The 7,096-nt window shown below is 59.1% G+C and carries 6 protein-coding genes; 3 read left to right on the top strand and 3 right to left on the bottom strand.

Annotated elements, in window-relative coordinates:
* Together AC2FNC_RS19385 and AC2FNC_RS19380 are read left to right on the top strand one after the other, a co-directional pair.
* The coding region (locus tag AC2FNC_RS19385) for a sulfurtransferase (protein ID WP_496716354.1) at positions 1-486 on the top strand (486 nt) is incomplete at its 5' end.
* On the top strand, positions 486-1,670 hold the full coding sequence (locus tag AC2FNC_RS19380; RefSeq protein WP_480474685.1) for an amino acid aminotransferase: 1,185 nt from the start codon (positions 486-488) through the stop codon (positions 1,668-1,670). The genes AC2FNC_RS19385 and AC2FNC_RS19380, both read left to right, overlap by 1 nt.
* 72 nt (positions 1,671-1,742) lie before the next feature.
* On the opposite strand, the gene AC2FNC_RS19375 is transcribed toward AC2FNC_RS19380, so the two are convergent.
* Both AC2FNC_RS19375 and AC2FNC_RS19370 read right to left on the bottom strand, forming a co-directional pair.
* Positions 1,743-3,068 (bottom strand): ammonium transporter, encoded by a 1,326-nt coding sequence (locus AC2FNC_RS19375; protein ID WP_480474686.1) that lies wholly within the window; start codon positions 3,066-3,068, stop codon positions 1,743-1,745.
* 33 nt (positions 3,069-3,101) lie between these two features.
* On the bottom strand, positions 3,102-3,440 hold the full coding sequence (locus tag AC2FNC_RS19370; protein ID WP_117871083.1) for a P-II family nitrogen regulator: 339 nt from the start codon (positions 3,438-3,440) through the stop codon (positions 3,102-3,104).
* Between the two features lie 259 nt (positions 3,441-3,699).
* Between AC2FNC_RS19370 and AC2FNC_RS19365 the strand changes: the two genes are divergently transcribed.
* The gene (locus AC2FNC_RS19365; RefSeq protein ID WP_496716352.1) at positions 3,700-5,874 is read left to right on the top strand and encodes a transglycosylase domain-containing protein; all 2,175 of its coding nucleotides are present in this window, start codon (positions 3,700-3,702) and stop codon (positions 5,872-5,874) included.
* A 70-nt stretch (positions 5,875-5,944) separates the two neighbouring features.
* Here AC2FNC_RS19365 and leuB read toward each other — a convergent pair whose 3' ends face one another.
* The gene (gene leuB, locus AC2FNC_RS19360) at positions 5,945-7,048 is read right to left on the bottom strand and encodes a 3-isopropylmalate dehydrogenase (RefSeq protein ID WP_496716350.1); all 1,104 of its coding nucleotides are present in this window, start codon (positions 7,046-7,048) and stop codon (positions 5,945-5,947) included.
* Positions 7,049-7,096: the final 48 nt, after the last annotated feature.

Genomic DNA, 7,096 nt, shown 5'->3' with positions numbered 1-7,096 from the left:
TTGCCAAAATGGCAGGCCGAGGGGCGCGAGATCGAGGATCTGCCTCCGGTCATTCGCGACCGCCACATGACCGTTCGCGTGCAAAACCAACTTGTCCGGGACGTCACGCAAGTTTCCGCCGCCGCCAAGCTGGCGGATCACGAAATCATCGATGCCCGCTCGGCCGACCGATTTGCCGGAACCGCACCCGAGCCGCGCGAAGGGCTGCGTTCGGGCCATATTCCGGGCTCGCGCAATGTGCCCTTTGGGCAGTTGTTGAACGCCAGCGGAACAATGAAGTCGCCCGAGGACTGCCGCGCCATATTCGAGGCTGCGGGCGTCGATCTGTCGAAGCCGGCGATCACCTCTTGCGGTTCGGGCGTCACGGCCGCGATTCTCAGCCTTGCGTTGGAACGCATGGGCAAGAAAGACCACTCGCTTTATGACGGCTCCTGGGCTGAATGGGGTGCCTTCCCGACCCTGCCCGTCGCAACCGGAGAGAATTGATGTTCGAGAACCTGAAACCGCAGCCTGCCGACAAGATTCTGGCGCTGATGCAGATGTACCGCGAAGACCCGCGCGATCAGAAAATCGATCTGGGTGTTGGTGTCTACAAGAATGCCGAAGGCGTGACGCCGGTGATGCGCGCGGTGAAAGCCGCCGAACAGCGTATCTGGGAAGAGCAGGAAACCAAGGCCTATACCGGTCTGGCCGGTGATCCGGCCTATGCGGATGCGATGATCGGATTGATCTTGGGTACTTCTGTGCCACGCGGCAACATCGCCGCAGTGGCGACACCCGGAGGCACCGGTGCCTGCCGTCAGGCGTTCGAGTTGATCCGGATGGCGAACTCTTCGGCACGCGTGTTTGTGTCGAACCCGACCTGGCCCAACCACCTGTCGATCCTGAATTATCTGGGGATGGAAACGGTTCAGTATCGTTACTTCGATGAAGAGACCCGGGGCGTCGATTTCGACGGGCTGATCGCAGACCTGAAAACCGCCAAAGCGGGTGACGTGGTTTTGCTGCATGGCTGCTGCCATAATCCGACCGGTGCCAATCTGAACATGGTGCAATGGCAGGAGGTCGTGAACCTGATCAATGCGCTGGGCCTCGTTGCGATGATCGACATTGCCTATCAGGGTTTCGGTGACGGTCTGGAAGAGGATGCGCAAGGCGTGCGGCTGGTGGCCTCATCGGTCAAGGAATGCCTGATTGCGGCGTCATGTTCGAAGAATTTCGGCGTCTATCGTGAGCGCACCGGGTTGCTGATGGCCGTCAGTGACAACGCGGCTGAAACCGCATTGAATCAGGCCACACTGGCGTTTTTGAATCGCCAGAACTACTCCTTCCCGCCGGACCACGGCGCGCGCGTGGTGACGACCATTCTTATGGATGAGGCGTTGCGGGCAGACTGGGCAACTGAGCTGGAAGAGGTTCGCCTCTCCATGCTGGGCCTGCGCCAGCAACTGGCTGACGAGTTGCAGCGTCTGGCCGGATCCGACCGGTTTGGGTTCATCGCCCAGCACCGCGGCATGTTCTCACGCCTTGGGGCGGCACCGGAACTGGTCGAGAAACTGCGCGTTGAACACGGTATCTACATGGTCGGTGACAGTCGACTGAACATTGCCGGGCTGAACGCAGTGACTGTGCCGATTTTGGCCAAAGCAATTGTGGATGTCGGGGTTTAGATGCCGACGCGACATTCGAAACGAAAACCCGGGCGCGAACGCCCGGGTTTTTTTGTCAGGTGAAGGCAAGGCTTAGCCTTTCGAGAATTCGGGATATGCTTCCATTCCCAGTTCAGCCATGTCGAGGCCGTTGATCTCATCCTCTTCGCTGACACGGATGCCGACGGTGGATTTCAGTATCGTCCACAGGAACAGTGCGCCGACAAAGGTGAAAACGCCGTATGCGGCGATGCCCAGTAGCTGCGCGCCCAGACTCGCGTCACCGTAGAAGACGACGGCGATGGTACCCCAGATGCCACAGAACAGGTGAACCGGGATGGCACCGACAACATCATCGATCTTGAACTTGTCCAGCATCGGGACCGCGAAGACCACGATGATACCACCCACGGCACCGATCCACAGGGCACCGAACAGGGTCGGGGCCAGCGGTTCGGCCGTGATCGAGACCAGACCCGCCAGTGCGCCGTTCAGCACCATCGTCAGGTCGGGCTTCTTGTACAGAACCTGGGTCAGGACCAGCGCTGCAACCGAGCCCGAAGCAGCCGCCATGTTGGTGTTGGCGAAGATGCGTGACACGTCCGATACATCGCCCACTGTTCCCATCGCCAGTTGCGAGCCGCCGTTGAACCCGAACCAGCCCAGCCACAGGATGAACGTCCCCAGTGTTGCCAGCGCCAGGTTAGAGCCGGGCATTGGGTGAACTTTGCCATCTTTGTACTTGCCGATCCGCGGGCCTAAGATAAGGGCCCCTGCCAGCGCAGCCCAGCCACCGACCGAGTGTACGATGGTCGAACCGGCAAAGTCCGAGAAGCCCTTGGCATCCAACCAGCCGCCACCCCATTTCCACGAACCGGAAATCGGGTACATGATGCCTGTCAGCACGATGACGAAGATCAGAAAGGGCCAAAGCTTGATCCGTTCCGCCACGGCGCCCGACACGATGGACGCAGTCGCGGCCACGAACACAAGCTGGAAGAAGAAGTCCGAACCGACCGAAGCATAGTCCAGTGCCGCATCCGCCGGCGCAACACCAACCGCATCAAGCGTTGTGGTCGAGAAGAACGGGCCAAGCCAGCCCGTGATGGACCAGCCGTCGCCGGGATACATCAGATTGAACCCGATCAGCCAGTACATGATTGCGGCAAATGAAAACAATGCTACGTTCTTGATCATCTGCATGGCAACGTTCTTGGATCGTACCAGACCGCCTTCCAGCATGGCAAAACCTGCGGCCATGAAGAAAACAAGAAAGCCCGCCATCAGAAACAGCAGCGTGGTAAAGATGTACTGGGTGTGCTGTGCCGCTTCGCCGGTTGCAGCGGCCTCTTGCGCAAGACCCATCTGCGGCAGCGCAACAATGGCGGCGGCAGGGATGAGAGATTTCATCAGGTTCATTGTCAGTCCTCGAATGATTGTGAGTGGGCGCGCTTACAGCGCGTCCTCGTTGGTTTCCCCGGTACGCACACGCAGCGCCTGTTCGACATCGAGGACAAAAATCTTGCCGTCACCGATCTTGCCGGTCTTGGCGGTTTTGGTGATCGTCTCGACGATCTGGTCGGCCATTGTCGCAGGCACCACGATCTCAAGCTTGATCTTGGGCACGAAGTTCACCGCATATTCGGCCCCACGATAGATTTCGGTGTGACCGGACTGCGAGCCGAAGCCCTTGATCTCGGTTACCATCATGCCGCGCACGCCAGCCTCGGTCAGAGCTTCGCGCACCTCCTCCAGCTTGAACGGCTTGATTGTCGCAATGATCAGTTTCACGTCTTTCCCCTCTGGTTGTCCGGTGGGACCGGCTTGTTTGCACCTGCAGAAAAAAAGCGCGCCGCGACGCAGTAAGAAACGCTTTCGGGGTCAAAACCTGCCGGGAAGTAATGCAAAGTTGCACATTTTTTGCACAACTTGGGCATTGTGCCCAATAAATGAGCGCTATAGAGAGGGGAAATTCCGGAAATTCGGACCTCTACATACTGCGGTTGTCGAGGTATGGTGACCAAAAAGTATAACCGGGCAGAGTTTGAGCATGACTGAGTCCAAGCGCCGCAAGCCGACATTGGTCGCGGATAAACGGTACCCTTCGAAGGGCCGAAAACTGGCTGCGACCAAAAGCACGGCGGGCAAGAAATCGACGGTGCGCAAACCGACCACGCGCAAAACCACGCGCAGGAAAACCCGCAAGTCATCAGGGGGTAAAGGCGGTGGTATCTTTCGCCGTTTGTTCCGATGGATCTGGCGGTTGATCTGGGGATTGACCTGGCGTGTCGGTGCGATTTCGGCCATGCTGCTCGCGCTGGCGGTGGGTATCGTTTACGCCACGTTGCCGGATGTCGATGCCTTGCTGGATGGGCGCGCGCGGGGTTCCGTGACCTTGCTGGATCGTGATGGCAAGGTCTTTGCCTGGCGTGGCGATCAGTTTGGTGGAGTGATCACGGCCGATACCGTCTCTCCGCATCTGAAAAACGCGGTTGTCGCAACCGAAGACAAGCGATTTTACCGGCATTTCGGGGTCAGCCCGCGTGGCGTCGCCAGCGCGGTCAGCATCAACCTGAGCGAAGGCCGCGGGCCTTTGTCGGGGCATGGCGGGTCGACAATCACGCAACAGACCGCGAAACTCCTGTGTCTGGGCGTTCCCTATGATCCCAGTGACTGGGACTCTGAGGCCGCGTATGAGGCCGACTGCCGTCAGGGCTCCTTGTGGCGCAAGGCCAAGGAAGCCGTCTATGCGCTGGCGATGGAGGTGAAATACTCCAAGGACGAGGTTCTGACGATCTACCTGAACCGTGCCTTTCTTGGCGCAGGCGCGCGTGGGTTCGAAGCCGCAAGCCAGCGCTACTTTGGAAAATCCGCCGCCGAGGTTTCGCCCGCAGAGGCCGCGATGCTGGCTGGTCTGCTGGTTGCGCCTACACGCTATGCACCGACCAACAACCTGCAACGGTCTCAGGATCGGGCGCGGCTGGTGATCGGTCTGATGGAGGATCAGGGATATCTGACCGCCGCACAGGCCAGCGAAGCGCGTACGCGACCGGCGCAACTGTCTGAAGCGGCAGCTGCCCGAGCGGGCGGTTATTTCGCAGATTGGGTTGTTTCGGAACTTCCCAGTTATTTTGGCGACAACACAACCGAAGATGTTGTAATCCAGACGACTTTGGATCAGCGGATTCAGCGATCGGCGGAAGAGGCTTTGCAATTCATCTTTCAGGAAAAGGTGCGCGAAGGCTCCAAGGCGCAGGCGGCCATCGTGGTTATGTCCGCGGACGGAGCGGTAAGAGCAATGGTCGGCGGCCGAGAAACACGGGTTGCCGGGGTGTTCAACAGGGCCACCATCGCCAAGCGCCAAACCGGTTCGTCTTTCAAACCATTTGTCTATGCCACCGCGCTGGAACTCGGCTATTCCCCGCTGGATACGGTGATGGATGAACCTTACTGCGTGGACATTCCCGGGTCCGGTCAATGGTGCCCCAAGAACTATACCAACAAGTACTACGGGCGCGTGTCACTGGCGGATGCGTTGAAGAATTCGTTGAATATTCCGGCGGTGAAAGTTGCTGAGATATCGGGCTTGGATAACGTCCGCACGGTGGCCAGTGGTTTTGGGATTGCCAGCGATCTGGCGCAAGGACCTGCTTTGGCGCTGGGCGCATCGGAAAGCACGCTGATTGAGATGACGGGGGCTTATGCAGGTATTCTGAACGGTGGCTCTGCCGTCGAACCTTATGGCCTGACCGAGCTGAAGCTGCTGGGTGATGAAGCACCTGTCATGGTCACGACAACCGGTATCGGTGAACGGGTGATCAACGACGCGGCTGCCAAGCAACTGACATGGATGATGGAACGTGTGGTGTCCGAAGGCACAGGTGGACGGGCCAAGTTGCCCGGCTGGCAGGTCGCGGGCAAAACAGGCACAACCCAGGCAGCGCGCGATGCGTGGTTCATCGGGTTTACTGCGGACTATGTAACCGGTGTTTGGATGGGGTATGACGACAACACGCCCCTGTCTGGTGTGACCGGCGGCGGTTTGCCCGCGGAAATCTGGAGAGAAACCATGCTGCGTGTCACCGAAGGGATGACACCCACACCCTTGCCGATGATGGCACCAGCACCGCCGGTTCAGGTCGCACAGCCACAGCCGCGTCGAAAGCGCGGAGGTTTTGCCGAGGACATCAACAATCTGCTGAAGAATATTTTTAGCGGAAACTAAAGCCTTCTTTGATGGAAAAAAAGGCGGTGCACTGGGCACCGCCTTTTTGCCATTTCGCTAATTGCGTGTTTCAGACGCTGGCATCCAAGGCCGCAAGGATCGCGTCGCCCATTTCAGTGGTTGATACGGGCTGAACGCCCTCCTCTGCGAGCAGGTCGCCGGTGCGTACACCATCGGCCAGTACTTTCTCGATCGCGGCCTCCAGACGATCCGCTTCTTCGCCCTGATCAAAGCTGTAGCGCAGGGCCATGGCAAAGCTCAGGATACAGGCGATCGGGTTGGCTTTGCCCTGACCCGCGATGTCCGGAGCCGAGCCGTGGACGGGTTCATACATTGCCTTGGGTCGACCATTGGCCATCGGCGCGCCCAGAGAGGCCGAAGGCAACATGCCCAGCGACCCGGTCAGCATCGCGGCGCAGTCGGACAGGATGTCGCCGAACAGGTTGTCGGTCAGGATCACATCAAACTGTTTCGGAGCGCGCACAAGCTGCATCGCGCCGTTGTCGGCGTACATATGGCTCAGTTCAACTTCGGGGTAGTCCGCTGCGACGCGGGTGACGACTTCGCGCCACAGGATGCCCGATTCCATCACGTTGGCTTTTTCCATCGAGCACAGCTTTTTGTTGCGGCGCATTGCCAGTTCGAAAGCCGAGCGCGCGGCACGTTCGATCTCGGATTCGGTGTAACGCTGGGTGTTGATGCCGACGCGTTCGTTGCCTTCCTCGAAGATGCCGCGCGGCTCACCGAAATAGACGCCCGACGTCAGTTCGCGGACGATCATGATGTCGAGACCGGCAACGATGTCTTTCTTTAGCGACGAGAAATCGGCAAGCGCGTCAAAACACTGCGCGGGGCGCAGGTTCGAATACAGGTCCATTTCCTTGCGCAGGCGCAGCAGGCCACGCTCGGGCTTCAGGCTGAAATCCAGATCGTCGTATTTCGGACCGCCGACAGCGCCCAGCAAAACCGCGTCAACCTCTTGCGCCTTTGCCATGGTCTCATCGGAGAGAGGCTTGCCGTGGGAGTCATAAGCGGCACCGCCCACCAGATCCTCGCTCACGTCAAATTGAAGACCACGATTGGCACCGAACCAATCGATGATTCTGCGCACTTCGGCCATAACTTCTGGGCCAATTCCGTCTCCGGGCAGGATGAGGAGCGAGGGGTTGGGCATGAAGGGTCTCCTTGCGTTTTGTTGCACAGGCCCTAGCGTCTGCGCAGC

It is taken from the genome of Ruegeria sp. BHSA123 (genome assembly GCF_059613425.1).
Note: the sequence above shows the minus strand (reverse complement) of the source record. Positions and strands in the feature narration are given on the sequence as shown.